18 protein-coding genes are annotated in these 22,683 nt (G+C 65.2%); 9 read left to right on the top strand and 9 right to left on the bottom strand.

Going from position 1 to position 22,683, the window contains the following annotated elements:
* The first annotated feature begins 16 nt into the window (after positions 1-16).
* Positions 17-775: an SDR family NAD(P)-dependent oxidoreductase gene (locus QM672_RS13395; RefSeq protein WP_311944777.1), complete on the top strand. Its 759-nt coding sequence runs from the start codon at positions 17-19 to the stop codon at positions 773-775.
* A gap of 69 nt (positions 776-844) precedes the next feature.
* Here the strand turns inward: QM672_RS13395 and QM672_RS13390 are convergent, their stop codons facing one another.
* Positions 845-3,745 carry a caspase family protein gene (locus QM672_RS13390; RefSeq protein ID WP_415083119.1) on the bottom strand — a complete coding sequence of 967 codons (2,901 nt, stop codon included), beginning with the start codon at positions 3,743-3,745 and terminating at the stop codon, positions 845-847.
* A 289-nt stretch (positions 3,746-4,034) separates the two neighbouring features.
* On the bottom strand, positions 4,035-4,397 hold the full coding sequence (locus tag QM672_RS13385; RefSeq protein ID WP_311944779.1) for a hypothetical protein: 363 nt from the start codon (positions 4,395-4,397) through the stop codon (positions 4,035-4,037).
* Positions 4,398-4,497: 100 nt separating this feature from the next.
* On the opposite strand from QM672_RS13385, the gene QM672_RS13380 reads away from it, so the two are divergent.
* The 4 genes from QM672_RS13380 to QM672_RS13365 all read left to right on the top strand — a co-directional run bounded on the left by QM672_RS13380 (position 4,498) and on the right by QM672_RS13365 (position 8,676).
* The gene (locus tag QM672_RS13380) at positions 4,498-4,962 is read left to right on the top strand and encodes a MarR family transcriptional regulator (RefSeq protein WP_311944780.1); all 465 of its coding nucleotides are present in this window, start codon (positions 4,498-4,500) and stop codon (positions 4,960-4,962) included.
* The gene (locus QM672_RS13375) at positions 4,955-6,139 is read left to right on the top strand and encodes an HlyD family secretion protein (RefSeq protein WP_415083116.1); all 1,185 of its coding nucleotides are present in this window, start codon (positions 4,955-4,957) and stop codon (positions 6,137-6,139) included. Before QM672_RS13380 ends, QM672_RS13375 begins: the two co-directional genes overlap by 8 nt.
* Positions 6,140-6,235: 96 nt before the next feature.
* A complete protein-coding gene (locus tag QM672_RS13370) occupies positions 6,236-7,810 on the top strand; it encodes a DHA2 family efflux MFS transporter permease subunit (protein ID WP_415083114.1) in 1,575 nt (524 codons plus the stop codon).
* Positions 7,811-7,923: 113 nt separating this feature from the next.
* Positions 7,924-8,676, top strand: a complete 753-nt coding sequence (locus QM672_RS13365; protein WP_311944783.1) for a helix-turn-helix transcriptional regulator — start codon at positions 7,924-7,926, stop codon at positions 8,674-8,676.
* A 20-nt stretch (positions 8,677-8,696) separates the two neighbouring features.
* On the opposite strand, the gene QM672_RS13360 is transcribed toward QM672_RS13365, so the two are convergent.
* The 3 genes from QM672_RS13360 to QM672_RS13350 all read right to left on the bottom strand — a co-directional run bounded on the left by QM672_RS13360 (position 8,697) and on the right by QM672_RS13350 (position 12,480).
* A complete protein-coding gene (locus tag QM672_RS13360) occupies positions 8,697-9,800 on the bottom strand; it encodes a polyamine ABC transporter substrate-binding protein (RefSeq protein ID WP_415083112.1) in 1,104 nt (367 codons plus the stop codon).
* 107 nt (positions 9,801-9,907) lie between these two features.
* A complete protein-coding gene (gene aguA, locus QM672_RS13355; protein WP_415083110.1) occupies positions 9,908-11,014 on the bottom strand; it encodes an agmatine deiminase in 1,107 nt (368 codons plus the stop codon).
* Between the two features lie 137 nt (positions 11,015-11,151).
* Complete coding sequence (locus tag QM672_RS13350; protein WP_415083108.1) at positions 11,152-12,480, bottom strand: glycoside hydrolase family 15 protein; 1,329 nt, start codon at positions 12,478-12,480, stop codon at positions 11,152-11,154.
* 267 nt (positions 12,481-12,747) lie between these two features.
* Here QM672_RS13350 and QM672_RS13345 point away from each other — a divergent pair, with 267 nt between their 5' ends.
* On the top strand, positions 12,748-14,877 hold the full coding sequence (locus tag QM672_RS13345) for a glycoside hydrolase family 3 N-terminal domain-containing protein (protein WP_311944791.1): 2,130 nt from the start codon (positions 12,748-12,750) through the stop codon (positions 14,875-14,877).
* A 53-nt stretch (positions 14,878-14,930) separates the two neighbouring features.
* Here QM672_RS13345 and QM672_RS13340 read toward each other — a convergent pair whose 3' ends face one another.
* Both QM672_RS13340 and QM672_RS13335 read right to left on the bottom strand, forming a co-directional pair.
* Positions 14,931-16,079, bottom strand: a complete 1,149-nt coding sequence (locus QM672_RS13340) for an alpha-hydroxy acid oxidase (RefSeq protein ID WP_415083106.1) — start codon at positions 16,077-16,079, stop codon at positions 14,931-14,933.
* A gap of 134 nt (positions 16,080-16,213) precedes the next feature.
* Entirely contained in the window at positions 16,214-16,657 is a 444-nt protein-coding gene (locus QM672_RS13335; protein ID WP_415083104.1) for an RES family NAD+ phosphorylase, read from the bottom strand.
* A gap of 177 nt (positions 16,658-16,834) precedes the next feature.
* Between QM672_RS13335 and QM672_RS13330 the strand changes: the two genes are divergently transcribed.
* Positions 16,835-17,236, top strand: coding sequence for a DoxX family protein (locus QM672_RS13330; protein WP_415083102.1), 402 nt, complete (start codon positions 16,835-16,837; stop codon positions 17,234-17,236).
* 13 nt (positions 17,237-17,249) lie between these two features.
* Here the strand turns inward: QM672_RS13330 and opgC are convergent, their stop codons facing one another.
* The gene (gene opgC, locus QM672_RS13325; protein WP_367625027.1) at positions 17,250-18,746 is read right to left on the bottom strand and encodes an OpgC domain-containing protein; all 1,497 of its coding nucleotides are present in this window, start codon (positions 18,744-18,746) and stop codon (positions 17,250-17,252) included.
* A 413-nt stretch (positions 18,747-19,159) separates the two neighbouring features.
* On the opposite strand from opgC, the gene QM672_RS13320 reads away from it, so the two are divergent.
* Entirely contained in the window at positions 19,160-20,239 is a 1,080-nt protein-coding gene (locus QM672_RS13320) for an alpha/beta hydrolase-fold protein (RefSeq protein WP_415083100.1), read from the top strand.
* 81 nt (positions 20,240-20,320) lie between these two features.
* Here QM672_RS13320 and QM672_RS13315 read toward each other — a convergent pair whose 3' ends face one another.
* Positions 20,321-21,106: an SDR family NAD(P)-dependent oxidoreductase gene (locus tag QM672_RS13315; protein ID WP_311944800.1), complete on the bottom strand. Its 786-nt coding sequence runs from the start codon at positions 21,104-21,106 to the stop codon at positions 20,321-20,323.
* A gap of 349 nt (positions 21,107-21,455) precedes the next feature.
* Here QM672_RS13315 and QM672_RS13310 point away from each other — a divergent pair, with 349 nt between their 5' ends.
* A complete protein-coding gene (locus QM672_RS13310; protein WP_415083097.1) occupies positions 21,456-22,682 on the top strand; it encodes an efflux RND transporter periplasmic adaptor subunit in 1,227 nt (408 codons plus the stop codon).
* Position 22,683 lies beyond the last annotated feature (1 nt).

The following is a 22,683-nucleotide window of genomic DNA, read 5'->3' as shown; positions in this document are numbered from 1 at the left end:
ATCGAAGGAAATCTCCATGCAGGACGTCCTATCCGCCTTTCGCCCCGGCCTGTTCGAAGGCAAGACCGTCGTGGTCTCCGGCGGTTCCAGCGGCATCGGCCTCGCCATCGCCCAGGGTTTTGCCGATCTCGGCGCCGATGTCATCGCAACGGGCTCCACCGAAGCGCGCCTGGCCGCAGCCAAGGCCGCCAATGGTGGCCGGTCCATCCGTTTCGAGCAGCTCGACGTTCGCGACAAGGCAGCAGTCGAGCGCTTCTTTGCGGCCTTGCCGGCCCTCGACGTGCTGGTCAACGCCCAGGGCATCGCCCGGCCCGATGCCGAATGGACCGAGGAAACCTATCTCGAAGTCGTCGACGTCAACATGAACAGCGCCATGCGCCTTGCCATGGCGGCCCACCCCCTGCTGGTGAAATCGCAAGGGTCCATCATCAACTTCGCCTCGATGTTGAGCTATCTCGCCGATGACAGCGTGCCGGCCTATTGCGCCAGCAAAACCGGCATCATGGGGCTCACCCGGGCCCTTGCCCACAAATTCGGGCCCGAGGGAATCCGCGTCAACGCGATCGCGCCCGGCTATCACCGCACCGACATGACCAAGCCCCTGTGGTCGGATCCGGTACCGGCCGGCAAGATCGCCAACAAGGCGGCGCTCAAGCGCTGGGGCAGCGTCGATGATCTCGTCGGCACCGCCCTGTTCTTCGCTTCGCCCGCCTCGATCTTCGTGACCGCCACCACGCTGCCCGTCGATGGCGGCTATGTCGTCAGCGGCTTCTGACCCGAAAAACTCCGGTAGAAGGCCTGAAGCAACACCGCCCGGCAAGCCGGGCGGTGTTTTCGTCACGTCTCATTCACAAGGCGGTGCGCCCTGGCCGCCACAGCGGCGCTGACGTCCGCCACCACCCGCGGCCGGACCACCCTCTTGCGCCGGCGGCCGCAGGCGTTGCATCGGCCGGGACGCCCCACCCTCGAGCTCTGGCTGCGCGCGCGGCTGCCGATTCTGACGCGGTGCATTCACGGCCGGTTCCATGTCCGGCGCGGGGGCCTGGTTCAAACGCTTCTGGCGCGGCGGGGGTGCCCCACCCTCGTCAGATCCACCACCCGGCTGGCCCTGCTGGACGCGCGGCCGGCGAGCGGACGGCTGGGCCGGCTCGTCCGGCTGAGCAAAACCGGCATCGGGCTGGCGCGGGCGACGACGGCCCGGCTGGGGCTGCGGCTGCCCGCTGCCGTCCGGAAGAGCTCGCCCGGCTGGTGGCAAGGGTTCGCCAAGGCCTTGCCCGTCCTGGGCCGGGCGACGCTTGCGGCCTGCCGGCTGCGACGGTGCTCCGGCATCAGGCAAGGCCTGTTCCTCAGGGGTAGCGCCAGGCCGCGGAGCCTGGATACCACCATCCTGGGGCTGACGGCCCTTTGGCCGTTTGCGGCCGGGAAGCGGCTGCGCCTCGTCGGCTCCCGGCAATGGCTTGCCGAGCTGCTGGCCGTTCTCGGCCGGAGGCTGAGTGGTGCCGTCCGGCTGCGGCTGCCCCGGCCTCAGGCGACCTTGGCCCTTCTGCCCCGGAAGGGGTTTTTGAGGCTGGGTCTGATCCGGCTGCCCCTCAGGCTGTGCTCCTGGCAGTGGCTGGCCGAGCTGACCCGGCTTGGCGGCTTTGCCACCAGGCTGCTTGCGTCCGGGAAGCGGGGTGTCACCCAATGGCGGCTTGCCGTTATCGAGCGGCAGAGCCTCGCCATTCATGCCCGGCAAGGCCTTGCCCGGCTGGCCTTGACCGGGCTTCAGGCCGGGTTGGCGCTGTCCCGGCTTGGCTTCATCAGGCTGGGCCGCCTGGCCCGGCGGGAGTTGTCCGGGCTGGGCTCGTCCCGGCTTGGTTTCATCCGGCTGGGCGGCCTGGCCTGGCTGGACCCGTCCCGGCAGCAGCCGACCGGGCTGACCCGGCTGAGCCTGCCCCGGTTTCAGCGTACCGGGCTGCACGGCCTGTCCTGGTTGACCTTCCTGCCCCGGCAGCAATCGGCCGGGCTGGCCTTCCTGACCGGGAAGAGCCTGGCCAGGAACAGCCTGTCCTGGCAGAAGGCGCCCCGGCTTTTGTGGTGCGCCGGGAGCCGGAGCCAGACCGGGCTCACCCGGCTGCGGCGCCACAGCCGGCTGCGTCATGCCGGGTTGGCCACCGCGCCCGCCGCGATTGCGCAGGAAGGGCGGCAAGGCGACGCGAGCGGCTGCAGCCGCCGCACCAACGGCAATCGCCGCACCGGCCGCCTTCTCTCCGGTCGTCAGGCCGCCCTCGCCTTCCTGGCGCGGCATGCGCTCGGGCGGGGCTTCCAGCGTCTCGTTGATGACGGTGGCGTTGTGGATGTTGTTGAAGATGAAGTTCTGCGGCGGCGGCTCGACGTAACGCGGCGGCCGCACCCATTCGGGCATCGCCACATAGCGCGGCGACGGCAGCACATACTCATCGACCGGCGGCGGCGGCGGCGGAAGTTCCACGAATTCCCGCGGCGGCGGCGGCAGGAAGATCACCGGCGGCGGCGGCGGCGGCGGCAGGTCGAATTCGGGATCGGAGAAGACGATTACCGGACGTTCGACATAGACGACCTCGACTTCCGGTGGCGGCGGCACGTCATATTCGATCACGTCGAAACGCGCCGGCGGCTCGATCTCGGCCGACAGATATCTCAGGCGGCGGCGGGCGTCCCAGGCATGGGGACCGCGCGGATAGCGCTTGAGATAGGACCAGTAGGCATTGGGCGTATCGCGCTTCCAGGTCTCGTGCCAGGTGATGGCCTCGCGCCGGGCAGCCACGATAGCGCGCACGCGCTTGGCCATGGGATCGCGCGGAAAGGCAGTCAGGAAGTCCTGATAGCCCTGCATGGTGTCCCGATCCACGGCGGCGACATAGGCATCACGCGCGTCGAAATCGGCGATGCGCTTGGATTGCATCGCCTTGTCTTCTTCCAGGGAAACCTGCGGAGCGGGCGCATCGGCGGCACGGTCGAAGAAGGCGAAGGGCTCGCCGAGCTTCGATGCGCTCCAGGGCAGCACCGCGCCATTGGTCCTCTCGCTCACCCGCAACCGGGTACGGTCGAACACATCGGCGATCGGCAACCCGCCCGTCCGCATCATTTCGGCGAGGGCCTGGGCATAGGCGCCATAAGGCCCCTGCTCGGCCGGCCCCACCGTACCGGGTGCCGCGTTGAAGGCGATCAGGGAGTTGGGCTCGGCATCGACGAGTGCCAGGCCGCCGGCGAGGGGCTGGTCGCCGCGGGCGAACTGGTTGGCGCGCGCGCCGTCGATCACCACGATGCTGGCCTTCAACTGCAAGGCGCCGAGCGGCCGAATGAAATCGGAGAGCCGTATCGCCTCTGCCGGCACGGCGGCTGGCGTCTGAATGGCGGCGTCGACGGGCACGAAGTAATTCTGCCCTTCCGATTGCAGGCCATAACCGGCCAGATAGACGAAAGCCACCGTGTCGGGTCCCGATGCGGAGGCCTTGTCGAGGAATTCACGGAACGCCTTGCGCAGCGAATCCTGATCCAGGTCGCGAGCGCCGGTGACGTCGAAACCGGCAGCCTGCAGGGTCTGGGCGATAAGGCCCGCATCATTGGCGCTGGTCGCCAATGGTCCGGCCTTGTAGTCGGCATTGCCGATGACGAGGGCAATGCGCTTTTCGCCCTGGCTCTGTGCCCGAGCTGGTTGCAGCGGCAAACTCGCCGCGATGAGGATGAACAAAAGCGCAAACGCGCTGCGAAAGGTCGCGGACATTGATCTGGCCCTCTTGGTTTCCACCCGGGGTGGGCCGAGCTCGAACGGCTCATGGCCTGTGAGTACAACCTAAGCGATAGCTTGGCCGACTTGTATGGCGTGTGAACCAAAAGGGGCTGTTTTGGGGCGTTGTAGCGGCAATAGAGAGGCTGGCCGCCGAAAGCGGACCGTGACGGTCATCCCGAGCTTCATCGAAAACGACTCCTGGCTCCGTCCGACGATACTCGCCAAACCCTTGATTTGGTGTCGAAAATCGTTGGGTTTTGAAGCCCCGGATGCGAGACTGGTCTTAATTCTGGTCCTGGCAGAGGATGATCGGTGACGCCAGGGCGGCGACATAGCCGGCCCCCTGATAGACCTGGGCGTTGTTGGCGCCCGGCGGCAGCAGGAAGGAACCGCTCACCACCTGCGGGACGTTACCGACCTGCAAGAGGCTCCAGCTGAAATTGCACAGCTGCGCCGGCTTGGTCGGTGCTAGGTGGGAGCAATTGAGCAGTGCAGCCCCCAGCATGGCGGCGCCGCCGCAACTGACGAAGCGCGGCGCGGCGACCGCAGGTTGCGTGCCAAGCGCCAGCCCGAACCAGGCCGCACACAGCAAGCCGGCCCCCGTCAGGACCGAACCCCGATCAAATCTCGCGTGATCAGCAGCCATTTTGCGGTCCGCACCATCTGGGCGATTGCATTTGAGGCATCCTTGTTATAATCATGGATAAAGATAAGCAAGCTTATAATTAGAACGGCATGTTCTAGATATGCTCAACCAGCCTACTCTCGGCTTCATCCTGCATGACGTCGCCCGCCTGATGCGGAAGCGCTTCGAGCAGCGCGCCGGTGATATCGGCTTGACGCGTTCGCAATGGCAGGCGCTCGCCTTCCTCTCGCGCAGCGAGGGGATCCATCAGAGCGGGCTGGCCGAACTGCTCGAAATCGAACCGATCACCCTGGTGCGCATTCTCGACAAGCTCGAAGCGCGCGGGCTGATCGAACGGCGCCAGCATGCGAGCGACCGTCGGGTCTGGCTGCTCTTCCTGACGCCGGCCGCCCATCCCATTCTCGCCGAGATGCGCGTTCTCGGCGACCGGACGCGGGCGGAGGCCCTGGCATCCATCCCGGACGAAGACCGCGTGAAACTACTCGACACCCTGACGCAGATGAAGGCCAACCTTCTCGAAGCCTGCCGCCAGCCGGTCGACGACAAGGAGGCAAAACATGGCTGATGGCAGCAACCAGGCCCAGAAACTCGAAAACCCCATCGAGATCGAGCGGCTTTCCGACGACAAGGCCGGTCAGGACGCGGTCACGCCGCAGCCGGCCAGGATGCGCAAGCGCTCGCTGACCCGCCCCCTGCTCTTTGCCCTGCTCCCCGTCGCCCTCGTTGCCGGCGGCTATTTCTATGTCACCGGCGGGCAGGTGATGGAGACGGACAACGCCTATGTGCAGGCGGCGATGGTCGGCATATCCACCGATGTCGCCGGCACGGTGGTGGAAATCGACGTCGTCGAGAACCAGACCGTCAAGAAGGGAGACGTGCTCTATCGCATCCGTCCCGGCAGCTACCGCACGGCCCTTGAAGGGGCGGAAGCGCAGCTCGGCACCGTGCGCAACCAGGTTCTGACCCTGCAGGCGAGTTACGCCCAGGCCGAAGCCCAGATCGAACAGGCCAAGGCGGACATTCCCTATTACGAGGCCCAGTTCAAGCGCCAGCAGGACCTGCAATCCTCCAGCGCCGCCTCCAAGCAGAGCTTCGACCAGGCCAAGCATGATCTCGATGCGGCGCGCCAGAAGGTCATCGTGGCCCAGGCCAATGCCCAGGCCATGCTGGCCCAGCTCGGCGGCGACGCCTCCCTGCCGGTGGAAAAGAACCCCTTCTACCTCCAGGCCCAATCGGCCGTCGACAATGCCAAGCGCGACCTCGGCGACACCGTGGTGCGGGCGCCCTTCGACGGCATCGTCACCAATGTCGATACCCTGCAGCGCGGCGCCTATCTCAACGCCTCCCAGCGCGCTTTCAACCTGGTCTCCACCACCAATATCTGGGTGGACGCGACCCCGAAGGAAACCGAGCTCACCTATGTCAAACCCGGCCAGCCGGTTGAGATTTCGGTCGACACCTATCCGGGCGTGACCTGGACCGGCAAGGTCGAGACCATCAGCCCGGCCTCCGCCTCGAGCTTCTCCCTGCTTCCGGCGCAGAACAGCTCGGGCAATTGGGTGAAGGTGGTCCAGCGCATTCCCATGCGCATCAGCATCGATCCCGCGCCCGACAAGCCGAACCTGCGGGTCGGCATGAGCGCGGTGGTCGGTGTCGATACCGGCCATGCCCGCGGCCTGCCCAGCTTCGTGACGAGCTGGTTCGGACAAGACAAGCCCCAAGGCAACCACCAGGCCGGCTGACGCCGTCGCCGTCGCGCTCCCGTGCGCCGGCCCGCTTTTTGAGCACCTGATTATTTCATCACCTATAGTCCCAGATCGTTGCGAACGAGGCCTGCCATGAGCGCATCCGCCACCGCGAGCGCCGGCCAAATCTCCAGCCCCGCCCTGCCCGCCCCCAAGGTCGCCAATCGCGGCGCCATCACCGCCTGCGTCATCCTGGCGGTGATCATGCAGGCGCTGGACACCACCATCGCCAATATCGCGCTGCCCCATATCCAGGGCAGCGTCGCCGCCAGCCAGGACCAGATCAACTGGGTGCTGACCTCCTATATCGTGGCGGCGGCGATCATGACCCCGCCTTCGGGCTTCCTGGCCGCGCGTTTCGGCCGCAAGCGCCTGCTGCTGGTCTCCATCATCGGCTTCGTGGTCGCCTCCATGCTGTGCGGCATGGCGCAATCCCTGGTGCAGATCGTCGGCTTTCGCCTGATGCAGGGCGTGTTCGGTGCCGCCTTGGTGCCGCTGGCCCAGGCGATCATGCTCGACATCTATACGCCCGAGGAACGCGGCGGGGCCATGGCCGTATTCGGGGTCGCCGTGATGGTGGGGCCGGTGCTCGGTCCCGTCATCGGCGGCTGGCTCACCGACCACATTTCCTGGCGCTGGATCTTCTACATCAACCTGCCGATCGGCCTCGTCGCCATGCTCGGCGTGATGGCCTTCGTCACCGAGACCCGCAGCAGCACGGCCGTGAAGCTCGACTGGCTTGGTTTCGGCATGCTCTCCATCGCCATCGGCGCGCTGCAGGTCTTCCTCGACCGGGGCGAGCAGCTCGACTGGTTCTCCTCCGGCGAGATCCAGCTCGAGGCGCTGATCTGCGCCGCCGCCTTCTACATCTTCCTGGTCCATACCTTCACGGGCAAGGATACCTTCGTGAAGCCGCGCCTGTTCGTGGACCGCAACTTCGCCGTCGGCGTGGTGCTGATATCAGCAGTCGGCCTGACCTATTACGCTGCTATGGCGCTGATGACGCCCTATCTGCAATCGCTGATGGGCTATCCGGTGGTGACCGCCGGCCTGGTAATGGGGCCGCGCGGCATCGGCACCATGGTCTGCATGTTCATCGTCGGCCGCATGGTCGGAAAGCTCGACACCCGCCTGCTCCTGCTGATCGGCTTCGGCCTGACGGCCTGGTCGCTCTACGACATGACCGGCTGGACCCCCGACATCTCGCAATGGCAGATCATCGTCACCGGCTTCGTGCAGGGGGCGGGCCTCGGCTTCCTGTTCGTGCCGCTGACCACGGTGACCTTCCAGACCCTCGATGCCAGCCTGCGCGGCGACGGCACCGGCCTCTACAACCTGTCGCGCAACATCGGCTCCAGCGTCGGCATCTCCATGACCTCGGCCCTGCTGATCGAGAGCACCCAGGCCAACCACGCCGATCTCGTCACCCACATCACGCCCTACAACCAGGCCCTGCAGGACATGACCCGGGCCAAGCTCATCGACCCGCTGAGCGCAGCGGGCCAGACCATGCTCGACGGCATGGTCGGCCAGCAGGCGACCATCATCGCCTATATCAATGATTTCAAGCTGATGATGCTGCTGACACTCGCTGCGATGCCGCTGGTCTTCTTCCTGCGAAAGGCCGCCAAGTCCCCGGAAATGGACCACAGCATGGCGATGGAGTGAGGGTCTGGCGGTTCGTTTGAGGGTGAAAGCACCGATTTGAGCCTCCCGGACTTTATGCCATGTTGTTCGAAAGCGGTGTCTGCCGCGCTCGAACAACATGCGATGGCCGTCCCATGGAACCAGGGCTCCCTTTGTCCCGCTTTGCGCAGTGGAATCGCGGCCTTGCCGAGGCGTTCGCCGCAACGTCCCCGGCGCAACTGGCGGAACGCTTTGCACCGAGCGCCCGCAACCTCCTGGCAGCGGACAGCTGCCATGTCGGCCTCTATCTGCGGGAAGGCGCCTGCGTCACCATCGACGGCGGGCGGCCCGATCGCTGGAACCGCCAATATGACGGGGGCCTCTTTCGCCAGGATCCCTTCTTCCAGAAATTCGCCGCCACGCGGCAGGATTTCCTGCTGCCCCTGTCCAGCTTCGACACCTTCCATTTCGAGAAGACGCCCTATTATCGGGACTTCTACCAGCCGTCGCAGACCATCGACGAAATCACCGGCGTGTTCAATCTTTCACCCGGCACCGCCGGCTACGTGACCTTCTTCCGCCATCGGGGAAGCCCCGGCTTCATCCATGCCGACCTCGTCCTCGCCGAAGGGGCCGGCGACGCCATCCGGCTGGTGCTGGAACGGCTGTGGCGACTGTGGCAGACGGGCCGCCAGGCTGGCCGTATCGGCGGCAAGACCGGGCTGAGCGCCCGGGAACGGCAGATCCTGGACCTCATGCTGGAGGGTGGCTGCGCCAAATCCATCGCCCGCAGGCTCGCCATATCGCCCGGCACCGTGCGCAACCACATCAAGAGCATCTATGCCAAGCTGGGCGTGCACTCCCAGGTCGAATTGCTCGCCGGCGGACGCGACGGGCGCTCGCTCTGAGGCGTCTTCTCACGGCAGGCTCACTGCCCCGTCAGGATCCGCGTCCAGGCCCTGGTCTGGCGGCGGAGGACCGCCACGTCGGAATTGGTCACCACGAACAGCCGTGCCTTCACGTCGTCCGGCGGATAGATGCCGGGGTCCTTGGCAATCGCCTCGGTGAGCAAAGGCCGCGCCGCCGGCACCGCATTGGCATAGGATATGAAATTGGAATTGGCCGCCGCGATGTCCGGCCGCAGATTGAAGTCGATCCAGCGCATGGCATTGTCGGGATGCGGCGCGTCCTTGGGCACGGCCATGGTGTCGAAATTCACCAGCGTGCCCTCCCGCGGGATGGCGTAGGCCACCTCGACCGGCTTGGCTGCCGCCGCTCCACGCGTCTTGGCCTGGAGGATGTCGCCCGACCAGCCCAGCGCCAGGCAGATGTCGCCATTGGCCAGATCGTTGATGTAGCGCGAGGAATGGAAATAGCGAATGGAGGGCCGCACCTTCTTCAGCAGGGCTTCGGCCTTGGCGAGATCGCCTGGGGCGGTCGAATGCGGATCGAGCTTGAGATAGGCCAGCGCCATGGGGATCACCTCGGTCGGCGCATCGATCATCGCAACGCCGCAATCGGCGAAGCGTTGGACGATCACCGGATCGAAGATCATGGCGAAGGAATCGACGGGCGCATCCGGCATGCGGCGCTTGATGGCCTCGACATTGTAACCGATGCCATCGGTCACGCCCATGTAAGGCATGGCGTGCTGGTTGCCGGGGTCTGCCTGAGCAATCAGGGCCAGCACCTGAGGGTCGACCTTGGCGGCATTGGGCATGGCATCGCGCCGCAAGGGCTGCAGGGTCTCGGCCTTGACCTGGTTCCTGAGGAAGGGAAAGGCGGAAGGATACACCACGTCGTAGCCGGAGCGGCCCGCCAGCAGCTTGGTCTCCAGCATCTCGTTGCCGTCGTAATTGTCGTAGACGACCTTGATTCCGGTCTCCTTCTGGAATTTCTCCACCGTGTCGGGCGCGATGTAGTCCGTCCAATTGTAGACATTGACGGTCTTCTCGTCCTCGGCCCGGACTGGAGCCAGGCCGATAAGGGCGAGACATATGACAAGGACGACCGAACGAAGCAGGGAGCGCATGCGAACCTCCTTTGCAGCCGATGGAGCGTTTCCGGTCCGCTCAGACCAGGAAGGTCCCATCTCGTTGAGATCATGAGGAGAATTATCCAAGCAGACCGAAGCCCGCTCTAACCGCGACGCCCGGCATAAACGGGCAGCGTGATGCAGGCGACATTGCCGCCGCCGAGCAGGATCTCGCGGGAATTCTCGATGCCGACGATGGCATGGCCGGGGAAAAGCCCGGCCAGGACGGCTTTGGCGGGACGATCCAGGGCACAGCCGAATTCGGGCACCACCACCACGCTGTTGCCGGGATAGTAGTTGATGTAGCTCGCCGCGATGCGGTTGCCCACCGGCCGCGCCCAGGTCAATTCGACCTGGTCCACCCCCTCGCTTTCCTCGGCCGTGGTCTCGATCGGCAGGGGATGGGGCAGCTTGTGCACTTTCAGCGCCCTGCCTTGGGCATCGCGCGCCGAGCGCAGCACGTCCTCGGCCTCGCGCACGATCTCATATTGCGGATCGTCCTTCTCGTCGGTCCAGCTCAACACCACCTCGCCCGGGCGCACGAAGCAGCAGATGTCGTCGACATGACCATCGGTCTCGTCGAAGGCGAAGCCCCGAGGCAACCAGACGATGGTGTCGATGCCGAGATAGTCGGCGAGTTGCTGCTCAACCGCTGCAAGGCCGAGATGGCCATTGCGGTTGGCATTGAGCAGGCATTGCGCGGTGGTGATCAGCGTGCCCTGCCCGTCGCATTGCAGGCCGCCACCCTCGGCGATCAGGGTGGAGCGATAGCGGTGCATCCCCTCCATTTCGAGGATCTTGTGGGCAAGCTGGTCGTCGAGGTCCCAGGGAAAATACAGCCCGCCATTCAGCCCGCCATAGGCGTTGAAGGTCCAGTCGACACCGCGCACCTCGCCGTGGTCGTTGACGACGAAATTGGGGCCGCTGTCGCGCAACCAGGAATCATTGCTCGACATTTCGACGAGCCGCACCGTGTCGGGCAGGCAGGCCCGGGCATGACGCCACTGCCGCGCCGAGACGATCACCGTGACCGGCTCGCTTGCGGCGATCGCGGTGGCGACGCGGGCGAACAGCTTCTGCGCGGGCTTGGCCCCCAGCCGCCAGGTGTCGGGCCGTTCGGGCCAGATCAACCAGCAACCGGCTTTCGGTTCGAACTCGCCGGGCGCGCGGAAACCATCCTGCCGCGGCGTGGTGGTGAGCGTCTTCGACAAGGCCTTCCCCTCTGATCCGGTACCGCCTTAGCGGCTTGCCGGCCATCGTAGGAGCCTTGTCGGCGCCGACGCCATGTCCCATTTGGGATAGAGCGTTTCGCAGGGAAGTCGCCGAAATCGTGCTTATGCCGGGCGGCTTACCCCGCCTTTCGCCGCGCCTCCACCGCCGTGATGAAACCGGCATAGCTCCAGGCCAGATGCTTGGCCGAGGTGTGTTCGCCGGTCGCCTGGTCGAACTGCTCGGACATTTCGCCGTCATCGGGCGTGAAGGCACGGATGGTCTCGAGATAGGCGTCGCCCCGCGCCTTGAGGCGATCCGCAGCGGCAGGATCCGCCGCACGCAGGGCCGCCGCGCGCAGATAGCAGAATTCGGCCCCCGCCTGCGTCGAGAAGTAATAGGCCCCGCCGGAGTAATATTCGTCGCCCCGGTAGCGGCCAAGCGCAATGCCGCGTCCCTCGGGCCGGCCCCGGTTGATCGCATAGTCCTCTTTGAAGATCTCATCGAGGCGATCCAGCGTCGCTTCCATCCTGATATCGTGCGGCGAATGGGTGGGCAGGGCGCCGGCGGCATGGATCGCGGCGAGGATAACGGCGATGTCGAGATCCTTCGGCGTCGGCTTGCCGTCCTCGGTCAGGCGGGAGCGGTAGAACTCCTCCTCCGGCTGCCAGAAATGATGGAGGCGGCCCTGGATCTCCGCTGCATCCGCCCGGGCGCGCTGGGCGGTCGCGGCATCGCCCTGCGCCGCCAGCCAGGAGGCCCCTTCCTCCAGCGCCGCCGCCTCGATGCGCAGCGTATAGTAGTGATGCGCCTTTTCCTCCTCCCAGATGTCGTAGCTCGGCTCGCGCCAATGGGCGAGGACGAAACGGATGTCCTGGTCCAGCAGGGTCGCGACGGCATCGTCGTGCCTGACACCGAAGGATCGGCCGGAGGCCCAGCGCAGCACGGTCAGCACACGGGCCGCGATGCCGTCATATTGCGGCCGGTTCCAGCGCGAGATGTCGAGGGATCCATCCGGGTTGACCCGCGTTTCTCCACGCACCACCGCGCTGGCCAGATCCGCATCCTCGCGCACGAATTGCCGATAGTCCTCGGCGACCTTGACGCGCCAACCCGGCTCCGCGACCAGATCGGCGCCCCTGAGAGCGTTGAGCGACAGGCTGAAATCGACGAAATCGCAGAAATGCGCCGCTGCCATATCGTCGTCCAGCCAGCGGGGATCGATCTGCCGGAGGGCATCGATCACCACGGCCGAATCGCGGTACCAGTGAAAGAAATAATCGGGGTCCGGATCGTAGGAGGCCGGTACGGGCGATGCCACCACCGAACCCCTTTTCGGCGTGATGGTCTGGCCGAAACCCGGCCGCTCCTTCACCGTGGCCGTGGCGGAGATCGCAAGCTGCATGTTCCTGACGGCAATGGGATATTGCTGTTCGATCCAGCGATCCAGATCCGTGATCACGCTCATCTGCCCTCTCCGATTCCCAGAGCAAAACACGTTAGCGGGAAACGTCGTTCTTGCTCTAACTCTTTGTTCCCGGCCAATTCAACGGATTGGCCGCAGCGCCCTTGCGGTTCCTGGCGATTCCGCCAAACCGCACGATGTTCCGGCGATGCTAACCAAGGCGGGGGTTGAACAGAAGCCGCGAGGCGTTAAGCAAGGAAGAGAGGCTGATTTGCACATCGGCCCCGCCGATCCGGCGATCGGCGAAAGCCTGCCGAACGAGGAGTTATGATGAGCCGCATCGAGACCCTGTTGTCCAAGATGACGCTGCGAGAAAAACTCGGCCAGCTCAATATGGTTGCCTCGGGCTATGCGGTGACCGGCCCCCTGCTCGGCGGGGACTCGCCCGACGCCATCCGCTCCGGCGATATCGGCAATCTGCTCAACATGGTCGGCGTCGATCACGTCAACGAGGTCCAGCGCATCGCCGTGGAGGAATCGCGCCTCGGCATTCCGCTGCTGCTCGGCTTCGACGTCATCCACGGCCACAAGACGGCCTTCCCGGTGCCGCTGGCGGAAGCCGCCATGTTCGATCGGGCTGCCTGGGCCCGCACGGCGCGCATCGCGGCCGTGGAAGCCTGGAACGACGGCCTTGCCTTGACCTTCGCGCCGATGATCGATGTCTCCAGGGACCTGCGCTGGGGCCGCATCGTCGAAAGCGCGGGCGAGGATTCCTGGCTCAACGCCGAAATGGCGATTGCCAAGGTCAAGGGGTTCCAGGGCTCGGATCTGTCGGCCATTGGCTCGATCGCCGCCACCGCCAAGCATTTCTGTGCCTATGGCGCGCCGGTCGCCGGGCGTGAATATGCCTCGGTCGATATTTCGGATCGGGCTCTGCACGAGATCTATCTGCCGCCCTTCGAGGCTGCCGTCAAAGCCGGGGTGGCCGCGATCATGCCCGCCTTCAACAGCCTGGCCGGCATGCCGATGACGGCGCATGAGCCGCTGCTCAAGGGCTGGCTGCGCGACAAGCTCGGCTTCGACGGCGTCATCATCAGCGACTACAATGCGGTGGCCGAGCTGCTGAACCATGGTGTCGCGGGCGACCTCGCCGAGGCGGCAGCCCTCTCCCTGCGGGCCGGCGTCGACATCGACATGGTGTCCAACGCCTATCGCAAACATCTGCCGGAGGCCCTGTCGCGTGGCCTCGTCACCATGGCGGAGATCGACGCCTGCGTCAGGCGCGTCCTCGCCCTCAAGGAACGGCTCGGCCTGTTCGACCAGCCCTATCGGCGCGGTACGGCGCCCCTGGCCGCCATGGCCGGCAACATCGACCATCATGAGGTCGCGCGCGACGCGGCGCGCAAATCCTGCGTCCTGCTCACCAATTACAACGAGGCCCTGCCGCTCACGCGTACCGAGCGAATCGCTCTGATCGGTCCGCTCGCCGACGCCCAGGCCGACATGCGCGGTCCCTGGGGCGGCGCCTCGGTGGCCGAGGACAGCGTCACGCTGCGTACCAGCCTCGGCAAGGTCGCTACCGTCGTGGCACAGGCCGAGGGCGTGAAGATCAACTCGGACGACACCTCCGGCATCGCCACTGCGGTGGAAGCGGCGCGCATTGCCGACACCGTGGTGCTCTGCCTGGGCGAGACGGCACCGATGAGCGGGGAAGCCGCCAGCCGCGCGCATCCCGAGCTGCCGGGCAAGCAGCGCGAGCTCGCCGAGGCGATCCTGGCGCTCGGCAAGAAGGTGGTCGTCGTGCTCTTCGCCGGCCGGCCGCTCACCTTGCCCTGGCTGTTCCACAAGGCATCGGCCGTGCTGATGGCCTGGTGGCCCGGCGAACAGGCCGGCCCCGCCATCGGCGATCTCCTGATGGGGCAGGAATCGCCTTCCGGCCGCCTGCCGGTGAGCTGGCCCGATGCAGTCGGGCAGGCCCCCCTCTACTACGAGCAATATCCGACGGGCCGCCCCTTCAACCCGAACGACCACTACACCTCCAAATATATCGACGCCCCCAATGCGCCGGCCTTCCCTTTCGGCCATGGCCTCACCTATGGCGCCTTCAGTCTGTCGGGCCTGAAGGTGAGCAAGGCCGTGTTCGGCCCCGACGACACCATCGAGGTCAGCGCCACTGTAACCAACACCGGCAAGCGCGCGGCCCAGGAAACCGTGTTCCTGTTCACCCATGATCTGGTGGCGAGCCTGTCCCGGCCCCTGCTGGAACTGAGGGGCTTTGCCAGGATCAGCCTCGATCCCGGCCAGAGCGGCACCGTCACCATCGCGCTGGCGGCGAGGGATCTCGCCTTCCCCGGCAGGGACCTGCAGCCGGTATTGGAAGCTGGCGACTTCGAGATCAAGCTGGGTTCGAGCGCCAGGCGCAGCCAGCTCCTCAACACCAGGGTGACGCTCAAGCTGTGAGACGCCCCATCGCGGATCGCGCTTGCCGGACCGGGCGCGGGCCGGGAACCGTTTCAAGAACGCAGGCGAATGTTCTGGCGCGTGAGTTGGGCGACGGACGTGCAGCCCATCAGCTTCATGCCTCGCTCGATCTCGATCCGCATCAGCTCCAGGGCGCGCTCGACGGCGGGCTGCCCGCCTGCGGCAAGCGGGAATAGGTAATACCGGCCCAACCCGACAGCCTTGGCCCCCAAAGAGAGCGCCTTGAGGACATGCGTCCCGCGCTGGACACCGCCATCCATCATGACGTCGATCCGGTCTCCCACCGCATCGACGATCTCCGCCAGCTGGTCGAAGGCGCTGCGCGAGCCGTCGAGCTGGCGGCCGCCATGATTGGAAAGCACGATCGAACTGCAGCCGATTTCCGCCGCACGCCGTGCATCCTCGGCCGACATGATCCCCTTCAGGCAGAACGGTCCGTCCCAAAGCCGCACCATCTCCGCCACCTCGTGCCACGACATAGAGGGGTCGAGCATCTCGGTGAAATAGCGGCTGATCGACAGCGCCCCGCCGTCGAGCTTGAGGTGTTCCTGCAACTGAGGCAGCTGGAAGCGTTCATGGGTGAGATAGTTGATCGCCCAGGCCGGCTTGATCGCGAACTGGGCCATGCCGGCGAGCGTGAGCCTGAAGGGAATGGCAAATCCCGTGCGCTTGTCGCGCTCCCGATTGCCGCCGGTGATACTGTCGACGGTCAGCATCATCGCCTGCACGCCGGCGCTCTTGGCGCGCGCCATCATATCGTGGTTCAGGCCCCGATCCCTGTGGAAATAGAACTGGTAGACTTGCGGACCGCCGCTGATCCGCCGCGCCTCCTCCAGGCTGACGGTGCCGAGCGAGGACACCCCGAACATCGTGCCGTATTTTCCCGCCGCCGCCGCGACGGCCCGCTCGCCCTGGTGGTGGAAGAGGCGCTGCAGCGCGGTCGGCGAACAATAGACCGGCATGGCCAGCTTCTGGCCCATCACCGTGACCGACATGTCGACTTCCGCCACTCCGCGAAGCACGTTCGGAACCAGGTCGCAGGCCTCGAAGGCAGCGGTATTGCGCCGATAGGTCACCTCGTCATCAGCACCGCCGTCGATATAGTCGAAGATCGGCCCCGGCAGTCGCTGCCTGGCCATGCGACGGAAATCGTGAAAATTGTGGCACTGCCCGAGGCGCATCTGGTTGCTCTACCGGTTCGATCCGGGCGTACTCTACGGCATGGTTCGCAATATTGCCCAGGCGCCGCGTTGCAACCGGATGCACGAGGCTGAGGACGACAGGTGCGCCATCCAGCCACGGACGTTCATCGATCCTAGCCCGGCATGGGAGGCAGGCTGAGGCACTGCTCGAAACTGAACGGGCGCACCGTCAAGGGTGCGATCGAGCCCGCCTTGGGATGTCTCGGATTCATCAGGATGAGCCTGGCTTCCGGCAGCACGGCGGAGGGCACGGCTGCGAGCAGGGAGCGGTTCGAGGACAGCCATGCATCCCCCCTCGCCCGCTTCTCGACCGGATCCGGCGTGAAGGGAATGTCCTCCGGTTCTTCCTCAGTCTCGGTCCAGCCCAGCAAATAGTCCTGATCGATTCCCTCCAGATCCCGCGGCAAGTAACGCAGGACGATAAGGACGGAGAGGGCCGCTTCCGAGGCGAAATTGACGACCGGCCGGCCCGGCGACGTCCAGCGGGCGCCATGGCGCTCCGCGCCGCTGCCGTCGAGAGCCAGGAAGGAGCGTCGCGCCAATCGCCATAACCGCATATCCGTCCCGCTTCCCTCATCGCCTGCAACAGGTCGGCGCCGAGAGATACTCCGGCAGCAGCCTTTTACAACGGGAAAAGCGAACGATCTTGCGCGGGTCCTGTCGGCCCCACGTGCAGACGAACGTCCTTGTGGCAACGGGCGGACAACCCGTTCCGCCAACACGGAGACGAAGCCATGCCGAACGAAACCGCCTCCATCTCCAGGGGTGCCTATTGGACGGGCATCGTGCTCAGCACCCTGGTGGTGGTCTTCCTCCTCTTCGACGGTGCCATCAAGCTGATGCCCCTGCAGGTGGTTATCGACACCATGCAGGGCCTGGGCTATCCGCCCGAGCATGCCCGCACCATTGGCGTGATCACCCTCGCCGCCACGGTGCTCTACGCCATTCCGCGCAGCTCGATCCTGGGAGCGGTGCTGCTCACCGGCCTGCTGGGCGGCGCCATCGCCACCAATCTCAGGGCGGGCACGCCGGTCTTCAGCCACCTTCTCTTCGGTGTCTATCTCGGGGCGCTGATGTGGGGCGGCCTCTATCTGCGCGATGTCAGGGTCCGGGCCATCCTGCCCCTGCTGCGCTGAGGTGGGGGCTGGTTCAGCCCCGCACCATCACCGGGCCGCCGGCCGCCTTCTCGGCCTCGCTGAACTTGGCGGCGGCGCACAGGAAGGCGATGCCGCCGCAGACCAGAGCGATCTGGATCCACAGCGCATCATGGCCCGTCATCAGCACCACCTGGCCGGCTCCGGCCAGCAGCGAGAGCAGGAAGAACACCAGCAGGCTGTGGCGACCGAGCATGATCAGCGGCTGCATCACCCGCAGCGACGCCAGCTTGGGCGAGATGCCCAGTCCATAGATGAAGGCGGCCATGCCCAGGAAGTGCACGAGGCGGCCAAGGCCGAGATTGGTCTTGTCGAGGTCGAGCCAGCCATAAACAGCCTCACGCACGCCGAAGGACAGGCCGAAGCCGTTGGTGACGACGAAGGCACCCGCGAAGACGATCAGGCCGCCAAGGGCGAACAGCGGCTTGGAGATGGCGAGCCGCCCCTGCTGCAGCAGCAGGCCGACGGCGATACCGATCGCCATCATGAACTGCCAGGTGAAGGGGTTGAAGAACCAGCCGCCGGCGATCGGCCAGGACGGCAGGTTCCAGCCATAGTGGCGGGCCAAACCGTAGAGCAGTGCCGACGCGGCCAGCATCACACCGATATGCAGCCGCGCCAGATAGAACAGAGCGGGCACCAGGGCGATCAGGGCGATATAGAGCGGCAGGATGTTGAAATAGCCGATCTGATGGCCGAGCGAGAGCGTGCCGAGCAGGAAGGTGCCGGCATCCTGGATGTAGAGATCACGTCCATGCATCGCCATGAGATCGGGCATCCGCCAATGCAGGGCACCTGCCGCGAAGATGGCGATGCCGGCCAGCGTCATCAGGACATGCACGCCATAGAGCTTCAGGGCGCGCTTGCCGAGCGCCAGCGAGACATCGACTTCCTTGCCGGCATTGAACTTGCGGCCATAGGCAAGCGCCATGGCGACACCGGACATGAAGACGAAGGCTTCGGCCGAATCGGACAGACCGAAATTGCGCGAAGTGATGACCTCAAAGAGGTTGCCGGGCATGTGGTTGATGAAGATCGTGCACAGCACGAAGCCGCGCCACATGTCGACGGAGATGGCGCGCTGATTGGGCCTCACCGCCGGGCTGGCGGCAACCGGCTTCGGAGGGTTTTGCCGACGATCGGCAACATAGTCGATCAACAGGCGCACCGCCTCGCAAGCGCCGAAGATCAGGATCGCCGTAAGGGCAAACAAGGCCAGCGCCGGAAGCTGGGCGGGCGCCAGCCACAGCGTATAGAAGGGCTGGATGAACAGGAACGTGACGACGGTGGCCGTCAGCAGGATGGCAAACAGGCCAATGCCGAAGCCGAACAGAACTTCCGCAAGCACGACCGCCGGCAAGAAGACAAAGTATGAATAGCTGTGCCAGCCCAGGTAGGCCTGCAGAAAATAGCAGGGCACGAACAAAAGCGCCGTAAGCAGATAGGGGCGCATCGGCCGTGCCAGCTGCAAGAAGCTGAATTGATTGTTCATAATACGCGCCTTCCACTTCCATCACTGCTGTCGCCGCGGCGCGCTTGAATTGCCACGACAGGATGCCAGCACTTCGGCATCCTTCCTTCAGCACCTCGCTCAACCAAGTTCAGAAGCGATTCTTGGAGCCTGGCGACATAGTGGCGGCCTCATCCTGTACCGGGGATGAACGAAGTTGCGGCCAAAAAGTTGCATGCCCTGTTGCATCATCGCCACGCTGTTCGACAAAATGACGCTCCGGCAACGTCAAGGCCGGAAATTGTCGTTGTTTTCCAAATTTGTGACACAGCTTGCCGTCATAAGCGGCTGGTCAAACGGCCTCAGCGCAGCAACCATGCGATGGATGCGAGCAGCGATCGCCGGCTTTCGACGAATTCGCTTGTCGCACGGCACAATACGAGCTTGAAATGCGCATGGTCCGCACCGAACCCGCAGGAATTTTTGCTGTTGCCCGCAGGGCCATGACGCTTTGTCTCGGCCTCGTTACCGGATTGACCATGCTCGCCGGGGCCAGGGCCAGCACGCTCGAGGAAATGTCCTTTCCCAGCAAGGCCTTGGGCCGGCCCTTGACCGTGTCTGTCTATCGTCCGGACCTGCCGGCGCCGGAAACCGGCTGGCCGGTGCTCTATCTCCTGCATGGCCGCGACGCCAATAATCGCGACTGGTCGTCGCTCGCCACCATCAAGGTGACGCTCGACCGTCTGATCAAGAGCGGGCGCATCAACCCGATGCTGGTGGTGATGCCCTCCGCCGGCAACAGCTGGTATGTCGATTCCGCCGATGTGAAGGGGCCGGGCAATTACGAAACCGCGCTCCTCAACGAGCTGCCTACCGCTTTCGAGAAGCGCTTCGCACCCCATTGCACCCGCAAATCCCGCGCCATCGCCGGCATTTCCATGGGTGGATTCGGGGCGCTGCGCTTTGCCTTCAAGCGGCCGGACCGCTTCGTCGCGGTCGCCAGCCTGTCCGGTGCACTGTGGCAGAACATCCCGACCTCCCAGACCATGACGGCATGGGCGGGCGCGAGCGGCAGCTATTTCAAGCGCATCGACCAGGCCACCGTGGTCGGAGGCCCCGATCTGCCACCGGAGGGCGCCCATTTCGGCGGTGCCTTCGGTACGCCCTTCGACGCCCGGCGCTTCAATGACGCCAATGTGTTCACCCTGCTCGCCCGGCAGATCGAAGCCGGCAGCGAACTGCCGGCGATCTATCTCACCGTTGGCGACCATGACGGCCTCAATTTCTGGCGCGGCTCCATGGCCCTCTACGAGACACTGATGGCCGACAGGATCAACATCGAATTCCGCGTCACCGATGGCGACCACACCTGGTCGCTGTGGCGCAAGACTATCGAGGATGCCCTCGAATTCGTGGATTCGAAATTCACGCCGGTGACCGCCCCGCCCCTGGTGGCGGTGAGCCCTGCCATGCCGAGCAGCGCCAGCGGCGAACCGGCACCCAAGATGGCCGGCGGCGAGACCGTGGTGAAATAACCCGATCGGGGCTCTCCGCCGCTTCGATGCTTCAAGGGGCCGGCGCGCGAACCACGGTGAGTCCGGTGCGCCCGGAAAACCTCATTCCGGCAGCACGATGCCGAGCTTGGCCATCACGCCGCCATCGATCTTGAAATCGCTGCCGGTGATGAAACGCGCCTTGTCGCCGGCCAGGAACGCGACGGCCTCGGCGATCTCCCAGGGCTGGCCGATGCGCCCGATCGGGTGGCCCTTGCCCCAGGCGGCAAGGGTGGCTTCCGCGGTCGAATCGCCCTTGTAGAGATCGGCGGCCCAGCGCAGCATCGGCGTATCGACCGAGGCCGGGCAGACGCTGTTGACGGTGATGTTCTCGCCGGCATGGTCGAGCGCCATCGCCCGCACCAGCGCGTTGATGCCCCCTTTGCTGGCGGTATAGGCGGCAACCGAGGTCTGCGACGCGAAGGCCTGCACGGACGAGATCGCCACGATCGCGCCCCCGCCGCGCTTGCGCATCTCGGGAATGGCGTATTTGGCCGCCAGATAGATGCCCTTGAGATTGACGTCGAGCACGTCGTCCCAGACCTCCTCCGGCGTCTCGACCACCGTGCCGTAGCGCTGGATGCCGGCGCAGCACACCAGGATGTCGACGCCGCCAAAGGCGCTCGCCGCCTCAGCAGCGGCTGCCTGCATGTCTGCCGCCTTGCGCACATCGCCCACCAGGCCGCGCACCTGCGGGCCAAGGCTGGCAAGGGCGGTCTCGATGGACGCCTTGTCGTTCGCCACGATCAGCACATCCGCACCGCCCTGCACGAAGCGTGTGGCGCAGGCCAGCCCCATGCCAAGGCTGCCACCGGTCACGATCACGGACTTGCCGGCAAAATCACTCATGACTTCCCCCTTGCGCCAGCGGCCCTTGCCGGACCCGGCGCTTCATCTTTTCTTGCCGAGTTTCTGTAGAAAGATTCTGCCGCCCTGTCCCCTCTTTTGAAAGTCATGTCCAAGTCGGGCGGCATCGGCGCTGTTGCAAAAATGTCCCATTTAGGGCAGGAGCGACGCTGGCTTGCCGGTTTGTGCCGCGGAGGCCATTGATCTGCCACAATGGAGCTTCCAAAAAGGCAGTTCATTCTACTAAATTGTTTTTGTTTTTTATTTTGATCCAGTTTGTCTCGTGGCGCCGCATCACTGCGATGGGGATGCCAAGCGCCGCAGCGGCTGGCATCTTGCGACAGGGCGCGTGATGATAGCAGCAATTCTACGGCGTTTTCTTTCTTCCAATTCCTACGCCCAGCCCCGCCCCCTACCAATGCTCGCCCTCGCGGCATTGCTCGGCTCGACCGCGATGGTGCCGGTTTTCGTCTCGCCGGCCGCCGCCCAGATGCCCAACGCCGGTCCTCCGGCCGTCGGCTTCATCGTCGCCGCCAAGATGCCGATCACCCAGACCCAGCAATTCATCGGCCGCATCGAGGCGATCAATCGGGTCAGCATCGTAGCCCGCGTCACCGCCCAGCTCGAGGAAACCCCGTTCACGGAAGGACGCGAGGTCAAGAAGGGCGAAGTGCTCTTCCGGCTGGAGCAGCCGCCCTACCAGGCCGCCCTCGACGTCAACAAGGCCCTGATCGCCCAGTATGAAGCGCAGCTTCGCAATGCGAAGCTGACGACCGAGCGTGCGCAGGCCCTGCTCAAGACGCCTGCCGGCCAGCAATCGACGGTCGACACGGCGATCGCCTCGCAGCAGGCTCTCGAAGCCCAGATCCTGGGAGCGAACGCCCAGCTGCGCACCTCGCAGATCAATCTCGACTACACCACCATCACTTCGCCGATCGACGGCAAGATCGGGCGCTACGCCGTCACCACCGGCAACATCGTCGGACCGACCTCGGGAACGCTCGCCACCATCGTCAGCCAGGATCCGATGTATGTCACCTTCCCGGTGCCGTCGCCGCAATTCCTGGAAATGTCGAAATATTACGGCAGCCGCGGCGGCTTTGCCGCCGTGCGCATCAAGCTGAAGCTGCCCGACGGCTCGACCTATGAGCAGGACGGCAAGCTCAACTATGTCGATCCGACGATCGCCAACGGTACCGACACGGTGACCCTGCGCGGCGAGATCGCCAACCCCACCGTCTCCGGCGCAACGCCTGGCGAGATCAACCGCCGCCCGCTGATCGACGGTGAGTTCGTCACCGTGCTGCTGGAGGGCGTCGAGCCGATCCAGGTTCTGGGCATTCCGCGCGGTGCCGTGCTGACCGACCAGCAGGGCAGCTACGTCTATGTCGTCGGTCCCGACAACGCCGTCGAACAGCGGCGCGTCCAGCTTGGCCAGACGACGCCGGCAACCGCCATGGTCTCGGCCGGCCTCAACGAAGGCGAGAAGGTGATCGTGGACGGCATCCAGAAGGTCCGTCCCGGCATCAAGGTCGCCCCCTCGCCGGTCCCCGCCTCCAACAATGGGGCGGCCAAGTAAG

This window comes from Labrys sp. (in: a-proteobacteria) (genome assembly GCF_047605565.1).
Lineage (GTDB): Bacteria > Pseudomonadota > Alphaproteobacteria > Rhizobiales > Labraceae > Labrys > Labrys neptuniae.
This window is presented reverse-complemented; position numbering and strand designations above follow the sequence as displayed.